General features: G+C 74.0%; 13 protein-coding genes. 10 read left to right on the forward strand and 3 right to left on the reverse strand.

Annotated features, from left to right (window positions below):
- Positions 1–82 precede the first annotated feature (82 nt).
- From GTW08_RS03295 to GTW08_RS03315, 5 genes are all read left to right on the forward strand, one after another.
- A complete protein-coding gene (locus GTW08_RS03295; RefSeq protein WP_346009843.1) occupies positions 83–1,030 on the forward strand; it encodes a tripartite tricarboxylate transporter substrate binding protein in 948 nt (315 codons plus the stop codon).
- A 224-nt stretch (positions 1,031–1,254) separates the two neighbouring features.
- Positions 1,255–2,217: a tripartite tricarboxylate transporter substrate binding protein gene (locus GTW08_RS03300; protein ID WP_346009842.1), complete on the forward strand. Its 963-nt coding sequence runs from the start codon at positions 1,255–1,257 to the stop codon at positions 2,215–2,217.
- A complete protein-coding gene (locus GTW08_RS03305; RefSeq protein ID WP_161151392.1) occupies positions 2,214–2,747 on the forward strand; it encodes a tripartite tricarboxylate transporter TctB family protein in 534 nt (177 codons plus the stop codon). The genes GTW08_RS03300 and GTW08_RS03305 overlap by 4 nt, the downstream gene beginning before the upstream one ends.
- A complete protein-coding gene (locus tag GTW08_RS03310; RefSeq protein WP_073575481.1) occupies positions 2,747–4,255 on the forward strand; it encodes a tripartite tricarboxylate transporter permease in 1,509 nt (502 codons plus the stop codon). The genes GTW08_RS03305 and GTW08_RS03310 overlap by 1 nt, the downstream gene beginning before the upstream one ends.
- A gap of 156 nt (positions 4,256–4,411) precedes the next feature.
- Positions 4,412–4,786, forward strand: a complete 375-nt coding sequence (locus tag GTW08_RS03315) for a hypothetical protein (RefSeq protein WP_161151393.1) — start codon at positions 4,412–4,414, stop codon at positions 4,784–4,786.
- Between the two features lie 235 nt (positions 4,787–5,021).
- On the opposite strand, the gene GTW08_RS03320 is transcribed toward GTW08_RS03315, so the two are convergent.
- Together GTW08_RS03320 and GTW08_RS03325 are read right to left on the reverse strand one after the other, a co-directional pair.
- Positions 5,022–6,608: an AMP-binding protein gene (locus tag GTW08_RS03320; RefSeq protein WP_161151394.1), complete on the reverse strand. Its 1,587-nt coding sequence runs from the start codon at positions 6,606–6,608 to the stop codon at positions 5,022–5,024.
- Positions 6,608–7,759, reverse strand: a complete 1,152-nt coding sequence (locus GTW08_RS03325) for an acyl-CoA dehydrogenase family protein (protein WP_073575484.1) — start codon at positions 7,757–7,759, stop codon at positions 6,608–6,610. The genes GTW08_RS03320 and GTW08_RS03325 overlap by 1 nt, the downstream gene beginning before the upstream one ends.
- Before the next feature lie 67 nt (positions 7,760–7,826).
- Between GTW08_RS03325 and GTW08_RS03330 the strand changes: the two genes are divergently transcribed.
- The 3 genes from GTW08_RS03330 (at position 7,827) to GTW08_RS03340 (ending at position 11,482) form a co-directional block, all read left to right on the forward strand.
- Complete coding sequence (locus GTW08_RS03330; RefSeq protein WP_161151395.1) at positions 7,827–8,441, forward strand: TetR/AcrR family transcriptional regulator; 615 nt, start codon at positions 7,827–7,829, stop codon at positions 8,439–8,441.
- Between the two features lie 270 nt (positions 8,442–8,711).
- Positions 8,712–9,830, forward strand: a complete 1,119-nt coding sequence (gene sfnG / locus GTW08_RS03335) for a dimethylsulfone monooxygenase SfnG (protein ID WP_217266893.1) — start codon at positions 8,712–8,714, stop codon at positions 9,828–9,830.
- 413 nt (positions 9,831–10,243) lie between these two features.
- Complete coding sequence (locus tag GTW08_RS03340) at positions 10,244–11,482, forward strand: acyl-CoA dehydrogenase family protein (protein WP_083658572.1); 1,239 nt, start codon at positions 10,244–10,246, stop codon at positions 11,480–11,482.
- A gap of 96 nt (positions 11,483–11,578) precedes the next feature.
- On the opposite strand, the gene GTW08_RS03345 is transcribed toward GTW08_RS03340, so the two are convergent.
- On the reverse strand, positions 11,579–12,892 hold the full coding sequence (locus tag GTW08_RS03345; protein WP_073575536.1) for a TMEM165/GDT1 family protein: 1,314 nt from the start codon (positions 12,890–12,892) through the stop codon (positions 11,579–11,581).
- 316 nt (positions 12,893–13,208) lie between these two features.
- Between GTW08_RS03345 and GTW08_RS03350 the strand changes: the two genes are divergently transcribed.
- Positions 13,209–14,378 carry a thiolase family protein gene (locus GTW08_RS03350; RefSeq protein ID WP_073575537.1) on the forward strand — a complete coding sequence of 390 codons (1,170 nt, stop codon included), beginning with the start codon at positions 13,209–13,211 and terminating at the stop codon, positions 14,376–14,378.
- 17 nt (positions 14,379–14,395) lie between these two features.
- Positions 14,396–15,139 (forward strand): E3 ubiquitin ligase family protein, encoded by a 744-nt coding sequence (locus tag GTW08_RS03355; RefSeq protein WP_083658574.1) that lies wholly within the window; start codon positions 14,396–14,398, stop codon positions 15,137–15,139.
- Positions 15,140–15,394: the final 255 nt, after the last annotated feature.

Raw genomic sequence — 15,394 nt, forward strand, 5'->3', positions numbered from 1 at the left:
GGGGACGGCGACGCGGCCCGGCGGGGCACCGATCGCCCGCCGCGCCCGCCGGGGTCCGGTCGTCTCGCTGGTCGTGGTGCTCGTGCTGGCTCTCGCCGCGGTCGTCGTCCCGATCGTGCTGACCGACGGGCCGCGGCCGCTGTCCGACCTGCGCATCCTGGTCCCCAATCCACCCGGCGGGGGCTACGACGTCACCGCCCGCAGCGCGGCCAAGGTGCTGTCCGACACCGGGATCGCCGGCCCGGTCGAGGTGTTCAACCTGTCCGGGGCCGGCGGGATCGCCGGGCTCGGCCGGGTCGAGGGCGAGGCGGGCAACGGCAGGCTCCTGATGAGCATGGGGCTCGGGATCGTCGGGGCGACCGCCTCCCGTGACACCCCGCTCTCGCTCGCCGGCACCACTCCGGTCGCGCGGCTGGTCGAGGAGTCGGAGATCGTCGTCGTGCCCGCGGACTCGCCCTACCGCGACGTCCGCGCGCTGCTCGACGCCTGGCGCGCCGCCCCCGGCGGGCTCACCGCCGGCGGCGGCTCGAGCGTCGGTGGACCGGACCACCTCGCCACGATGCTGCTCGCCGAGGGCACCGGCATCGCGCCCGCCCGGGTCCGCTACGTGTCCTACGAGGGCGGGGGTCCGCTGCTCGCGGCGGTGCTGCGCGGCGAGGTGGGTTTCGCGGTGTCGGGGGTGGGCGAGTTCGCCGACCAGATCGGGTCCGGTGACCTGCGGGTGCTCGCGGTGACCGCGGGCGAGCGGGTGCCCGGCCTCGACGTGCCGACGCTGCGCGAGTCGGGGGTGGACGTCGAGTTCAGCAACTGGCGCGGGCTGGTTGCGCCGCCCGGGCTGCCCGACGCCGACCGCGCCGCGCTGGCCGACGCCGTCTCCGCGATGCGCGACACACCCGAGTGGCGGCAGGTGCTGGCCGCGAACGGGTGGCGCGACGCCTGGCTCCCGGGCGCGGACTTCGCCCGGTTCACCGCCGCCGAGAACGAGCGGGTGGAGCACGTCCTGGGCGAGCTGGGGCTGCGGGCACGCTGACCCGCGCACCCGGTCCGCGGTGACCGCAACGACCACAACGACCGTTGTGGCCGTTACGGAGACATCGGACGGGTGACTCCGCACACTGCAACGCGTTCGCTTCGCAACGGTGAGATCGGACGCAGATGCCTCAGACGGCTCCTCCACGAATGCAGGACCGGCCTCCGCCGGACGCCCCCACGCCGCCCGTGCCGCGGCCCCGGGTCGGACCTCTCCTCGGCACGGTGGTGGCCGTGCTGGCCGCCCTGCTCCTCGTCCCGCCCGCGGTCGGCGCGATCGGGGGCGGCGGCGACGGCACCCAGCTCCGCGGGCTGCGGATGTTGGTCCCGAACGCCCCCGGCGGCGGCTACGACGTCACCGCCCGCAGCGCGGCCAAGGCCATGGAGGACGCCGGGCTGACCGGGTCGGTCGAGGTCTTCAACCTGCCCGGTGCGGGCGGCACGGTCGGGCTCGGCCGAACCGTCAACGAGGCCGGCGACGACCGGCTGGTGATGAGCATGGGCCTGGGCGTGGTCGGGAGCGTGTACTCCAACGACTCGCCGGCCACGCTCGAGCAGACCACACCGATCGCGCGGCTCACCGAGGAGACCGAGATCGTCGTCGTCCCCGGTGACTCGCCCTACCGGGACCTCGGCGACCTGCTGGCCGCCTGGCGGGCGGCCCCCGGGAAGACCCCGGTCGGCGGCGGCTCCTCCCCCGGCGGCCCGGACCATCTGGCCCCGATGCTGATGGCCGAGGGCGCCGGCGTGGACCCGCGCACGGTCAACTACGTCTCCTACGACGGCGGCGGCGAGCTGCTCGCCGCCGTCCTCGGCGGCAAGGTCGCGTTCGGGGTGTCCGGGCTCGGCGAGTTCGCCGACCAGATCGCCTCGGGCGACCTGCGGGTGCTCGCGGTGACCGCGGGCGAGCGGATCCCCGGCCTCGACGCGCCGACGCTGCGCGAGTCCGGCATCGACGTCGAGTTCACCAACTGGCGCGGTGTCGTCGCGCCGCCGGGGCTGGACCCCGAGGGCGTCGCCGAGCTGGAGCGCGCCTACGCCGAGCTGCACACGACGCCGGAGTGGCGCGAGGTGCTGGCACGCAACGGCTGGCAGGACGCGTTCCTGCCGGGGCCGGAGTTCGGCCGGTTCCTGGCCGACGAGGACGCCCGCGTCGAGCGGGTACTGACCGGGCTGGGGCTGACGTGACGACCATCGGGGACACCGGGGACACCGGGACCGCTCGCTCCTGGTGGACGGAGCACTCGGAGCTGGGTGTGTCGGTGCTGCTGGCCCTCATCGGCCTGCTGGTGCTCGGCGACACCCTCGCCGAGGGCGGCGGCGGCAGCGCGTCCGACCCGCTCGGACCGCGCACCGTCGCGTTCGTGCTCGGCGCGGCGCTGCCGGTGCTGGCGGCGTTGCTGACCGTCGACGTCCTGCGCGGCGGCCGCGGCGAGGCCGAGGGCGGCGAGGACGTCGACCTCGACACCGCCGTGGACCTGCGCACGGTCGGGATGCTGGCCGGGGTGATCGTCGCGACGGCGGCACTCATCCCGCTCGCCGGCTGGCCGATCGCCGGGACCGTCCTGTTCGCCGGCGCCACCTACGCGCTCGGCTCGCGCGCGGTGCTCCGCGACCTCGGCATCGCCGCCGCGGTCTCGCTGCTGACCTGGGTGCTGTTCGACGCCGTGCTCGGCGTCGACCTGCCGGGCGGCCCGCTGATGGGGGTGTTCGGCTGATGGGCACGTTCGACCTGCTCATGAACGGGTTCGCGCACGCGCTGACCCCGCAGAACCTGCTGTTCGCCGCGTTCGGGGTGCTGCTCGGCACCGCGATCGGTGTGCTGCCGGGCATCGGCCCGGCGATGGCGGTGGCACTGCTGCTGCCGGTGACCTACGCGTTCGACCCGACCGGCGCGTTCATCATGTTCGCCGGCATCTACTTCGGGGCGATGTTCGGCGGGTCGACGACGTCGATCCTGCTGAACACCCCCGGCGAGTCCGCCTCGGTGATGGCGGCCATCGAGGGCAACCCGATGGCGAAGTCCGGGCGCGGCGCCCAGGCGCTCGCCACCGCCGCGATCGGGCACTTCATCGGCGGCATCGTCGGCGTGACCGGGCTGGTCCTGGTCGCCCCGCTGATCGCCTCGGTGGCCGTCGACATCGGCGCCCCGGACTACTTCGCGATCATGGTCCTGGCCTTCGTCGCCGTCAGCGGCGTGCTGGGTGCCTCGCGGGTCCGCGGGTTCGCCGCGCTCGCGCTGGGCCTCACGATCGGCCTGGTCGGGCTCGACCCGATCTCCGGGCAGCCGCGGCTCACCTTCGGGGTGCCGCAGCTGGCCGACGGCATCGACGTCATCATCGTCGCGGTCGGGCTGTTCGCGATCGGCGAGGCGCTGTGGGTGGCCGCCCACCTGCGACGACGCACGCAGGAGGTCATCCCGGTCGGCCGTCCGTGGCTGGGCCGCGAGGACCTCAAGCGGACCTGGAAGCCGTGGCTGCGCGGCCCGTTCATCGGGTTCGGCTTCGGTTCGATCCCGGCCGGCGGCGCCGAGATGTCGACCTTCATGGCGTACGTGACCGAGCGGAAGCTCTCGAAGCACCCGGAGCAGTTCGGGAAGGGCGCCATCGAGGGCGTCGCCGGGCCGGAGTCCGCGGCCAGCGCGTCGTCGGCGGGGACGCTGGCGACGATGCTGACCCTCGGCCTGCCGACGACGGCGATCGCCGCCGTCATGCTCGCCGCGTTCCAGCAGTTCGGCATCCAGCCCGGCCCGCTGCTGTTCCAGAAGGAGCCGGACCTGGTCTGGACGCTCATCGCGAGCCTGTTCATCGGCCTGGTCATGCTGCTGGTGCTGAACCTTCCGCTGGCCCCGGCCTGGGCGAAGCTGCTGCGGATCCCGCGGCCGTACCTCTACGCGGGCATCCTGTTCTTCGCCTGCGTCGGCGCCTACGCGGTGTCCGGCCAGCCGGTCGACCTGGTGGTGCTGCTCGCGATCGGCGGCATCGGGTTCCTGATGCGCCGGTTCGGGCTGCCGGTGCTGCCGGCCATCATCGGCGTCATCCTCGGCCCGGACGCGGAGCTGCAGCTGCGCCGCGCCCTGCAGATCGCCGACGGCGACGTCACCACGCTGGTCTCCACCCCGCTCGCGATCGTCGTGTACTCGCTGATCGCGATCCTGCTGGTCGCCCCGGTCGTGCTCCGCGCGGTCCGCGCCCAGCGGGGCGACCGGGAGTCCGAGACGGTCTGACCCGGTCGGTGCCCCGACACGCCCCGCGGCTGCACCGGCCGCGGGGCGTCGTCGTCCGCGCGGTGATCCGTGCGCCGCGCGCGTCCGGACGCACGCGCGGCACGGATCACCGCGCGCAGCGGATCACGTCACGGCGCGGTGGGGCAGGATCGGGTCATGGGGTTCGACGCCGCCCGCGCGCTCGCCGAGACGCTGCTGGCCCACCAGCGCCCGGAGCTGTGGGAGCGCGCGCAGCGGGCGGCGATCGCGGCCCGCGCCGCCGCCGAGGACGGCGGGCACGACCGGGACCTGCTGATGACGGCCGCGGTGCTGCACCCCATCGGGCACTCGCCAGTCGCCCGCCGGACCGGCGACCCGCAGTGCGACGCCGCCCGGTTCCTCGAGGTCCGCGGCTACGACGCGCGGGTCGTCGAGCTCGTCGCCGGGCACGGCCCGCTCGCCGGTGCGCTGCTCGCCTGCACCGACGCGGCCACCCTCACCCCACCGGATACGGACGATCCGCCCGCAGGAGCGGCGCAGACCGTGTCGTAGCGCAATCCTGGGCCGGTGGCGATCACCGAGGCCCCGCGGCGGGTCCGCGACCCGGGTGGGCTCCTGCAGGACGCGCACCGCCCGACCGGCAGGGCCCGCACGCCCGGCCCGAACCGGAGCACCCGCGCCACGCCCGGTGCAAGGTCACCGGCGTCGGCGAGGTCGCCCCGATCACCCGGGAGATCCTGCGGGAGGCCGGGCCCGACGTGGCCCGGCACCCCGTGGTGCACGTCGGCTAGGGCGGCCCGTAGTGGCCGGCGTGGGTCTCGCGGACGACGTTCTTGCGGATCTTCCCGGTCGAGGTGCGCGGCAGCTCGTCGGCGACGATCACCGCCTTCGGGACCTTGTAGTGGTCGAGGTGCCCGCGCAGGGCGGCCAGCAGCGCCTCCGGGTCGACCGTCGCGCCGGGCCGGGGCACGACCACCGCGGTGATCGCCTCGCTCCACCGCTCGTGCGGCAGCCCGACCACGACCGCCTCCGCGACGTCCGGTGCGGCCGCGTAGACGGCCCGCTCGACCTCCAGCGAGGCCACGTTCTCGCCTCCCGTCTTGATCACGTCCTTGACCCGGTCGGCGAACCACAGCACGCCGTCCTCGCCGAGCCGGCCGACGTCGCCGGAGTGGAACCAGCCGTGCCGGAACGCCTCGTCGGTCGCGGCGTCGTCGTCGAGGTAGCCGTTCATGGTGGACGGGCCGCGGTAGACGATCTCGCCCTCCTCCCCCGGGCCGAGCAGGGTCCCGCCGGAGTCCATGACCGCGACCCGGACCCCGGTGATCGGGGTACCGACCGCACCGATGTGGGTCAGCTGGTGCTCGGGACGGAACAGGGTGGTGCACGGGCTCATCTCGGTCTGCCCGAACAGCAGCGCGAAGTCGCAGCCGAAGCCGTCCAGGCAGGCCCGGATCAGCGGCTCGGACATCGGCGCCATCGCGTACACCGCGCGCCGCAGCGACGACAGGTCCCGCCCGGCGAACGACGGGTGCTCCAGCGCCGCCCGGTACATCATCGGCAGTCCGAACACCTGGGTGACCCGCTCGCGCTCGACGGTGTCGAGGAACGCGGCGGGCTCGAACCCCCGGGAGAGGTGGATCGTCGCCCCGACCAGCACCGCCGGGGTGCAGAACGCGTTGAGCTGCGCGGTGTGGAACATCGGCATCATCGCCAGGAAGCGGTCCGCCGCCGACCAGCCCGAGTCCAGCGCCGCGGAGAAGGACTCCAGAGTGACCGCCAGGTGCGAGGTGACGACGCCCTTGGGGAACGACGTCGTCCCCGAGGTGTACAGGTAGGACAGCGGGTCCCGGTCCTCGACCAGCACCTCGACCGGTCCGGCGCCGTCCCCGCCCCCGGCCTCGACGTCGGCCAGCGGGACCCCGGCGCCGGCCGGCCCGCCGGTGCCGGGCGCGACGAACACCTCGGTCACCGCGGGCACCTGCTCCCAGGCCGGCGCGAGCGCCGCGACCAGCTGCGCCTCGACGACGATCCCGCGGGCCCGGGAGTGGCCCAGGACGTAGGCGACCTCGTCCGGACGCCAGCCCAGGTTCACCGGCACGCAGACCAGGCCGAGGCGGGCGCAGGCGTAGTAGACGGCGAGGAACTCGGCGCTGTTGCCCGAAGCCAGCGCGAGCGCGTCGCCGCGGGTCCAGCCGCGCGCGGCGAGCCCGCGGGCCAGCCGGTCCACCCAGGCGTCCAGCTCGGCCCAGGTCCAGGACCGCTCCCCGTCGACGACGGCGGTCCGCCCCGGCCGGGCGGCGGCGCTGCGGCCGAGCGCGTCGGCGACGTTGACCCGCCCGATCAGGTTCCGGTCGAGCTCGCCGGCACCCATCAGTACGACCTCGGCAGCCCGAGCCCGTGCTGGGCGACGTGGTTGAGGATCATCTCGCGGTTCACCGGCGCGACCTGCATGAGCCGGGCCATCCCCCAGTACGGGATCAGCCCGTACTCGCTGGCCAGACCGTTACCGCCGTGGGTCTGCATGGCCGCCTCGACGGCGTGCGTCGCCGCCTCGGCCGCCGCGTACTTGGCCATGTTGGACTCCTCGCCCGCGGGCATCCCGCGGTCGTGCAGCCACGCGGCCTTGCGGGTCATCAGCGCCGCGAGCTCGGTCTCGATCCGGGCCCGCGCCAGCGGGTGCGAGACGCCCTGGTGGGCACCGATCGGGGTGTCCCAGACCTGCCGGGTGCGGGCGTAGTCGGCCGCCTTGGCCAGCGCGAACCGGGCGATGCCGACGCCGAGCGCGGCGCCGGTGATCCGCTCGGGGTTGAGGCCGCGGAAGACCTGGCGGAACCCGTCGCCCTCGGCGCCGACCAGGTTGCCCGCCGGGACGCGGACGTCGTCGAAGTGCAGGACGTGCTGCTTGTCCGGGGCGATGAGGTCCACCGGCAGCGGGGTACGGGTCAGCCCGGGCGAGTCGACCGGCACGACGAACAGGCTCAGGCGCGCCTTCCCGTCCGGCGCCCTCCCGGTCCGCGCGACGACCAGCACGGCCTCGGCGTCGTCGGTGCCGGAGATGTAGTGCTTGGTGCCGGTGAGCACCCAGTCGTCGCCGTCGCGGTCGGCGCGGGTCGCCATCCGGTGGGTGTTGGACCCCGCCTCCGGCTCGGTGATCGCGAAGACCACCTTGGTGGAGCCGTCGGCGAGCCCGGGCAGCCAGCGACGGCGCAGCTCCTCGGAGCCGAACTCCCCGATCACCTCGGCCGAGATCGCCGCGGACACCAGCACCAGCAGCAGCGGGGCGCCCTGCGCCGCGGCCTCCTCGCAGACGATGGACAGCTCCACGAGCCCGCCGCCACCGCCCCCGTGCTCCTCGGCGACGTTGACGCCCAGGAACCCCGCCTGCCCCATCGCCTTCCACAGCTCGTGGGTGTGCCTGCCCTCCCGGGCGCACCGCAGGTAGTACTCGCTGCCGTAGGAGGCCGCGATGGCGGCGACGGCCGCCCGCAGGTCGCGTTCCTCGTCGGTCTCGGTGAAGTCCACGCCGACTCCCTAGTGATCCGTTGTTCACTTGTGGCGGACCGTACCGCGCGGATGCGATGCTGGAAAGATGCCGACGCGAACCAGCTCCGGAACCGCGGGACCCCCGCGGCGGCGCGACCCGGAACGCGGGGAGCGGATCCTCGAGGCGGCGGCCCGGCTCGCGGCCGGTCGCGGCTTCCACGCCGTCGGGATGGCCGAGATCGGCGCCGAGGCCGGCATCGTCGGGTCCGGGATCTACCGGCACTTCGCCTCCAAGGAGGCGGTCCTGCTCGCCCTGCTCGACCGCGGCATGGCCCGCCTGGAGGCCTCCGCGGCGGCGGCGCTGGCCGCGGGCACCCCCGAGCGCGAGACGCTGACCGTGCTGGTGGCGGACCACATCCGGCTGGTGACCGAGAACCGCACCGAGTTCGCCGTCTACTACGGCGAGGTCCACACCCTGCCCGCCGAGGCCCGCCGCGACCTGCGGCGCCGTCAGCGCCACCACGTCGAGGACTGGGTGCACGTGCTCGCCCCGCTGCGTCCGGACCTGTCCGACGGCGAGCTGCGCGTGCTGGTGCACGCCTGCGTCGGCGCGATCCAGTCGACGCTGTTCTTCCGCAGCGGCCTGGACCAGCACCGGCTCGTGGGGTTGCTCGGCGGGCTGGCGCACGGCCTGCTCGGCGTCGACCCGGTCCACCGGTGAGGACCCGTGGTGATCTCCCCGGCATCCGGTTGACAACAACCCGCTCCCCCGGGTTCGGTGGAAGCGTGACCGGCTTCCTGCTGACCCGACGCCGTCACGTCGACAACCTCGTCGTCGTGAGCCAGGCCTGTCGCTGATCGCGTCACCGCAGGTCCGTTTCCTCCCTCTTCCCTCTCTTTCCGGCGCCGTCGTGTGCCCGTCTGCCGTGCCCGGCACACCCCCGAGGAGTCTCCCGTGTCCGATGCTCTCGCCACCACGCCCAACACCCGGATCCAGGAGCCGCTGAAGTTCGCGTACTGGGTCCCGAACGTCTCCGGCGGGCTGGTCACCAGCACCATCGAACAGCGCACCGACTGGGGCTTCGAGTACAACAAGAAGCTGGCGCAGACCGCCGAGAACAACGGCTTCGAGTACGCGCTGTCCCAGATCCGCTACATGGCCAGCTACGGCGCCGACCACCAGCACGAGGCCACCGCATTCTCGCTCGCGCTGGGCCTGGCCACCGAGCGGCTCAAGGTGATCGCCGCCGTCCACCCCGGCCTGTGGGAGCCCTCGGTGCTGGCCAAGTGGGTCGCCACCGCCGACCACCTGACGAACGGCCGGATCGCGGTCAACATCGTCTCCGGCTGGCTGAAGGCCGAGTTCACCGCGATGGGCCAGCCGTGGCTCGAGCACGACGAGCGCTACCGCCGCAGCAACGAGTTCATCCGGGTGCTGCGCGAGATCTGGACCTCCGACGGCGGCGCCGAGTTCGCCGGCGACTTCTACCGGATCCGCGACTTCGACCTCAAGCCCCGCCCGGTCGACGTCCCCGGCCGTCCGCACCCCGAGATCTTCCAGGGCGGCAACTCCACCGCGGCCCGCTACAACGGCGGCGCCGTGTCGGACTGGTACTTCTCCAACGGCAAGGACTACGACGGCTTCTCCGAGCAGGTCGAGGAGGTCCTCGGCCACGCGAAGACCGCCGAGCGGCTGCAGCCCGTCCGGTTCGGCCTCAACGGCTTCATGATCGCCCGGGACGGCGAGAAGGAGGCCCGGGACACCCTGCGCGAGATCATCGAGAAGGCCAACCGGCCCGCCGTCGAGGGCTTCCGCGACGCCGTCCAGCAGGCCGGCAACTCCACCGGCGACAAGCGCGGGATGTGGGCGGACTCCTCGTTCGAGGACCTCGTCCAGTACAACGACGGCTTCAAGACCCAGCTGATCGGCACCCCGGAGCAGATCGCCGACCGCGCCATCGAGTACAAGCGGCGCGGCGCGAACCTGCTGCTGCTCGGTTTCCTGCACTTCCAGGAGGAGGTCGAGTACTTCGGCGCGAAGGTGCTGCCGATCATCCGGGAGAAGGAGGCCGAGCTGGCCGCCCGCGAGCCGCAGCTCACCACCGTCTGACCGACACCGTCCGCACGGGCCCGGCGACCGTCGTCGCCGGGCCCGTCCGCGTTCCCGGGGCCCGTCCTGACCGGACATCCCGCGCCGCGTCCCATTCCCGGGAACGTCTCGTTGACTTCCACCGTGATCTCCCCGAACACTGGGGTCGTGCTGTTCACCGAGCTCACCCGTCGACGCCACGTCGACCTCTCGCGTGTGACCTCGTCGCTCTGTCGCTGACCGGCATCCCCGCGGAGCAGGCTCCCTGACCTGCGCCGCGGCCGGCGACCCCGGTCGCCGGTGACCGCCCCGACAGTTCCCTCCCGTCCGGGCCCACCGTTCCTCCGCCGATCCGGTGCGCATTCCCGCGCGTATCCGCCGAATCGTGCGCCGCCGCGCCCGGACACCTTTCTCCGACGACGAGGAGACACACCGTGACCACGACCGAGAACCGTTTCGAGCCCACCACCGTCGAGTCGCTCGACTGGTCCACCACGCCCACCGACGCCCCGGGCTGGCTGGCCCGGGCCCGCGACGTCCGCCGTGTCCTGGAGCGTGACGCCGCGGCCCGCGACCGGGCGGGCGCCACCCCGCACGACGAGGTCGCCCTGCTCAAGGACTCCGGCCTGGTCACCATCCTGGGGCCGGTCGAGCACGGGGGCGGCGGACAGGAGTGGCCGCTGGCCTACCGGGTGATCCGCGAGGTCGCCGCGGGCGACGGCTCCATCGGCCAGCTGCTCGGCTACCACCTGCTCTGGTTCTGGGCCGCCCGGCTGGTCGGGACGCCCGAGCAGATCGCGGCGGTCGAGGCCGACGCCACCCGCAACCGCTGGTTCTTCGGAGGCGCGGTCAACCCGCGCGACGCCGAGCTGACCATCCGCGACGAGGGCGACGAGCTCGTCTACTCCGGCCGCAAGTCCTTCTCCACCGGCAGCAGGGTCTCCGACGTCACCGTGCTGGAGGGGGTGATCGAGCGGACCGACACCCACGTCTTCGCCATCGTGCCGAGCCACCAGGAGGGCATCGTCTTCGGCGACGACTGGGACAACATCGGCCAGCGCCTCACCGAGTCCGGCAGCGTCACGATCACCGACGTCCGGGTGCCGTGGGCGGCGGCCGCCGGGTTCACCGACAGGGTGTTCACGCCGCGGGTCTACAACACGCTCAACGTGCCGATCATCCAGCTCGTCTTCGTGGAGTTCTACCTCGGGATCGCCCGCGGGGCGCTCGAGACCGCGGCGCGCTTCACCCGCGAGCGGACCCGGCCGTGGCTCCACGGCGGCCACGAGCGCGCCGTCGACGAGCCCTACCAGCTCGACCTCTACGGCGACCTGCACGCGAAGCTGTGGGCGGTGGAGGCGCTGGCCGACGCCGTCGCGCAGGAGCAGCAGGTGATCCACCGTGACGCCGACGGCGTCACCGCCGAGCAGCGCGGCCGGCACGAGGTGCGGGTCGCCGCGGTGAAGGCGCGTGCCACCGACGTCGCGCTGGAGATCACCTCGGGGATCTTCGAGGGCCTCGGGGCCCGCGCGACGACCACGGAGCTGGGCTTCGACCGGTTCTGGCGCAACGTCCGCACGCACACCCTCCACGACCCGGTCGCCTACAAGCGGCGCGAGGTCGGGGCGTGGGTGCTGCGCGACGAGCTGCCCGAGCCGACCTGGTACTCCTGACCCGCCTGCGGACCCCGGTCCCCGCAGACGACACCGCCCGCCCCGGTCGCGCCGGGGCGGACGGTGTCGTCGCCGCGGTGGCTCGCGGCGGGCCGCTCAGCCGACGGTCGTGCGGTCGCCCTCACCCGCGGGGGTGCGGTCGGCGCGGACCCGCGGGAGGAACCGGCCGGTCCGGGCGCGGTACTCGTCGTACTCGGCGCCCAGTGCGCTGCCCAGGCCGGGCTCGTAGACCGCACGGGCCTGGATCTGCACCGCGACCAGGATCAGCACCCCGGCGAGCACGCCGAGCAGGGTCGGGGCCATGAACAGCATCCCGGCACACCCGACGATCAGGCCGGTCAGCGCGGGGTTGCGGACGCGGCGGTAGATCCCGCCGGTGGCGAGCACCGGGCGTCGCGCGGCGTCCGGGTCACCGGCCGCGGCCGCCCCGGCCTCGGTGGCCGAGCGGCGCCACACCGTGCCGAGCTGCAGCATCGCGACCGCGACGACGGCGAAGCCGAGCAGCAGCAGCCCCGCCCCGACGACGGCGACCGCCGGCCGGGCCAGCACCGAGATCGGCTGCAGCACGTCGAGGGCGACCAGCAGCGGCGCACCGAACCCGAGCACCGCGGCCAGCACGAACAGCGTGCGGGCCCACCAGGCCGGGCTGCCCGGGGTCCGGGCGACGTCGAGCCTGCGCTCCCCGCGGGCGCGATGCGCACGACCGCGGAACCACAGCCCGGCGCCGACGGCGAGGGCCCCCAGCACCAGCGCGGCCCAGCCGAGCCCGTGGTGCCCGGCGACGTCGACCACGCGGCCCCAGGCGTCCTCGCCCCACACCTGCGGGACGGCCTCGTAGAGCAGCCAGGCGCCGAAGACGAAGAACATCACCGCGGCGCCGACCGAGATGGCCCGCTCCGGGAGCCGCTTGCCGAGCTGACGGCCGACGACGATGGCCAGCCCGTCCGCGGCGACCATGCCGACCGTGGACCCGGCCCAGATGCCGATCGACCCGGCGAGGGTGCCGTGCTGGGCGGCCAGGGTGATCGTCGCGAGCATCGTCTTGTCACCGAGCTCGGCGAGGAAGAACGCGACCGACGCGGCGACGACGGCGGACCCGCCCGCCCGCTTGGCCTTCGCCTCCTCGTCCTCGGAGAGGCTGTCGCCGCGCAGTGTCCAGGCCCCGAACGCCAGGAAGGCGACCGCGGCGACCAGTGCGATCCAGCCGGTCGGGATCGACGCGCCCAGGCCGTAGCCGACGGCGACCGACACGAGGTGGGTCACCGAGGTGGCGATCGTGATCCCGATCAGGACCGGGATCGCGTTGAAGCGGGTCGCGAACGTGAGGGCCATGAGCTGCGACTTGTCGCCCAGCTCGGCCACGAAGATGACGCCGAAGCTGATCGCGAACGCGATCAGGAATCCGTCCATGTCCATCCCTCGATCTCGACCGGACCGAGGTTCGGGTGCCCTCGACCCGGTGTATCCGGATCGAAGGTCTCGCTCGCCTGGTGGTGGTCAGGCCGCTGCGCCCGGGTCGGCCGTCGGAGTGCGAGGCGGACCAGTATGTCGAGCGCAGCGTTGGGAGCTACTCCCCTTCGTGTACGACCGAGACGGTACCTCATCGATCCAGAGCGTCTCGACACCTGATGCGCATCCGGCGCTGTGATCGCCCTCTCAGCGCCGACCCCCTCCGATGGCTTAGCGTCGCGAACGAGTCGTGTCACCGGTGACCGAGGAGGACCCCATGCCCGAGGCCGTCGTCTGTGCCGCCGTCCGCACACCGATCGGGAAGCGGAAGGGGTCCCTGGCCGAGGTCCACCCGGTCGATCTGTCCGCCGCCGTGCTGAGCTCCCTGGCCGAGCGGACCGGGATCGACCCCGCCGTCGTCGACGACGTCGTGTGGGGCTGTGTGAACCAGGTCGGCGACCAGGCCGCGCAGATCGGCCGCTACGCGCTGCTCGCCGCGGGCTGGCCGGAGACGGTGCCCGGGGTGACGGTGAACCGCGCGTGCGGATCGAGCCAGTCCTCGTTCGACTTCGCGGCCGGGATGGTGCTGGCCGGGCAGTACGACGTCGTCGTCGCCGGTGGGGTGGAGTCGATGACCCGGGTGCCGCTGGGCGCGGGCCGCGACCTGGGACGCCCCTACGGGCCGCTGGTGCGCGAGCGCTACCGCGCCGACCTGGAGTCCGGGGAGTTCCCGAACGGGGACTTCAACCAGGGCGTCGGCGCCGAGCGGATCGCCCGGGACTGGGGACTGTCGCGGACCCGGCTCGACGAGTACGCGGCACGCAGCCACGAGCTCGCCGCCGCCGCGATCGACGCCGGCGTGTTCGACGACCAGCTCGTCGACGTGCCCGGAGCGCCCGGGTTCACCGCCGACGAGGGCCTGCGCCGGGGCACCACCGCCGACACCCTGGCCGCGCTGAAGCCGTCGTTCTCCGCGGACGGGGTGATCCACGCCGGGAACAGCTCGCAGATCTCCGACGGCGCGTCGGCGGTGCTCGTGACCACCCCGGAGCGGGCCCGCGAGCTCGGCCTGACCCCGATCGTGCGCTACCACTCCGGGGCCGTCTCCGGCGCGGACCCGCTGCGGATGCTGACCGGGCCCGTCCCGGCGACGCAGAAGGTGCTGAAGCGTTCCGGGCTGTCGATCGGCGAGATCGGCGCGTTCGAGGTCAACGAGGCGTTCGCGCCGGTCCCGCTGGCCTGGCAGGCCGAGCTGGGCGCCGACGACGCCGTGCTGAACCCGCTCGGCGGGGCGATCGCCGTCGGGCACCCGCTGGGGGCCTCGGGCACCGTGCTGCTGACCCGCCTGGTGCACCACATGCGCGACCGCGGGATCCGCTACGGGCTGCAGACCATGTGCGAGGGCGGCGGCACCGCCAACGCCACGATCGTGGAGCTGGTCTCCTGACCTGCTAGGTTCCGCCCGTGCTGTGGGTGGGGATCGTCGCGCTGCTGGCCGGGGCGGCCTGCATCTGGGTCGCGGTCCGCACCCAGCGCCGGGTGCACGCGATGATGGCGGCCGAGACGCTGTCGGTGCCCGAGCTGCTCGACCTCGCGGGCGTCGCGGCGGAGCTCGCCGGGCGGCCGGGCACGTTCCGGAAGGTCTGCGAGGTCGTCGGGCAGACCGCGCCCGCCCCGGTCGGGGTGCTGCGCTCCGACCTCGCGGGCGTCGACTGCGTGTGGCACATGCAGCGGGTCGAGCGCCGGTTCGAGCGCCGTGAGCGCGACGACGAGGGCCGCACCCGGACGCAGACCCACACCGAGACCGTGTCCGAGCGGACGTCCCCGCACGGCTGGGCGCTGCTGCGCGACGGGCACACGATCGGCGTCGACCCGGGCGGGCGGCACCCGGACCCGGTGGAACAGGTGCTGGACCGGTTCGATCCGGCCGACCGGGGCCGGGGCGGGGACCGGACCGTCGGCTACCGCAACCAGGAGTGGGTGCTGCGCCCCGGCGTCGCGATGTACGTCCTCGGCGAGGTCGACGACCGGGACGGGCCACTGGTGATCCGGCCGCCGCAGGACGCCGGCGGGACCTTCGTGCTGTCCACCCGCACCGAGGCCGAGCTGACCGACTCCGACCGGCGCGCGCAGCGGCTGTGGGCCCGCGGCGGGGCCGCCCTCGCGGTGCTGGGACTGGTGCTCACGGTGGCCGGCGCGATCTCCTGACCTGCCCGGACCGCCGGCGAGGACCCGCGTGCCGGGCACTCTCACCCGATGCCCGAGCGATTCCCAGCGCGGTCACAGGGTCGTCTCAGGGTCACGGCGCACAGTTGCCCCATGACCGAGAACGGGCCGGGAACGGGCGAGTCGTCCGACGGACGGACCTCCACCGGAGGCGGCGCCACCGACCCCGTCCGGCCCGCGCGGCGTCACGAGGGGGCGGTCCCCGCCCACCCGGCCGGCGACGACGGCACCCACGCA

The sequence above is a fragment of the Pseudonocardia sp. SID8383 genome (genome assembly GCF_009864975.1).
GTDB classification, from domain to species: Bacteria; Actinomycetota; Actinomycetes; order Mycobacteriales; family Pseudonocardiaceae; genus Pseudonocardia; species Pseudonocardia alni.

Bases quoted from the DNA above. Each gene is read 5' to 3' on its own strand.
- GTW08_RS03310 (WP_073575481.1), top strand. From the start codon at position 2,747: ATGGGCACGTTCGACCTGCTCATGAACGGGTTCGCGCACGCGCTGACC.
- GTW08_RS03315 (WP_161151393.1), top strand. From the start codon at position 4,412: ATGGGGTTCGACGCCGCCCGCGCGCTCGCCGAGACGCTGCTGGCCCAC.
- GTW08_RS03320 (WP_161151394.1), bottom strand. From the start codon at position 6,608: ATGGGTGCCGGCGAGCTCGACCGGAACCTGATCGGGCGGGTCAACGTC.
- GTW08_RS03330 (WP_161151395.1), top strand. From the start codon at position 7,827: ATGCCGACGCGAACCAGCTCCGGAACCGCGGGACCCCCGCGGCGGCGC.
- GTW08_RS03345 (WP_073575536.1), bottom strand. From the start codon at position 12,892: ATGGACGGATTCCTGATCGCGTTCGCGATCAGCTTCGGCGTCATCTTC.
- GTW08_RS03350 (WP_073575537.1), top strand. From the start codon at position 13,209: ATGCCCGAGGCCGTCGTCTGTGCCGCCGTCCGCACACCGATCGGGAAG.